Annotated in this window: 1 protein-coding gene; it reads left to right on the top strand. The window is 65.7% G+C overall.

Translation table 11 applies throughout. The annotated features are described in order from the left end of the window. Positions 1–519, top strand: a 519-nt coding sequence (locus DAI20_RS20310) for a thiamine pyrophosphate-binding protein (protein WP_497802658.1), incomplete at both ends; no start/stop codon positions are given.

Raw genomic sequence — 519 nt, 5'->3', positions numbered from 1 at the left:
CTTGCCGCCGATGCGGTTGAAACCGCAAAGTCCGGCCACCCCGGCATGCCCATGGGCATGGCCGACATCGCCGAAGTCCTCTGGAACGACTACCTCCGCCATAACCCGAGCAATCCGCACTGGTTCAACCGCGACCGTTTCGTGCTGTCCAACGGCCACGGTTCGATGCTGCAGTACGCGCTGCTGCACCTGAGCGGTTACGACCTGCCGATCGAGCAGCTGAAGCTGTTCCGCCAGCTGGGCAGCCACACCGCCGGTCACCCGGAACGCCACGAGACCCCGGGCGTGGAAACCACCACCGGCCCGCTGGGCCAGGGTTTTGCCAACGCCGTGGGCTTCGCCCTGGCCGAGAAGCTGCTGGCTCAGCGCTTCAACCGCCCGGAGCTGGAAGTGGTCGACCACCGCACCTGGGTGTTCATGGGCGATGGCTGCCTGATGGAAGGCGTGTCGCATGAAGCGGCATCGCTGGCTGGGACCTGGGGCCTGCACAAGCTGGTCTGCTTCTGGGACAACAACCAC

This window comes from Planctomonas deserti, assembly GCF_003067705.1.
Classification (GTDB): domain Bacteria; phylum Actinomycetota; class Actinomycetes; order Actinomycetales; family Microbacteriaceae; genus Planctomonas; species Planctomonas deserti.
This window is presented reverse-complemented; position numbering and strand designations above follow the sequence as displayed.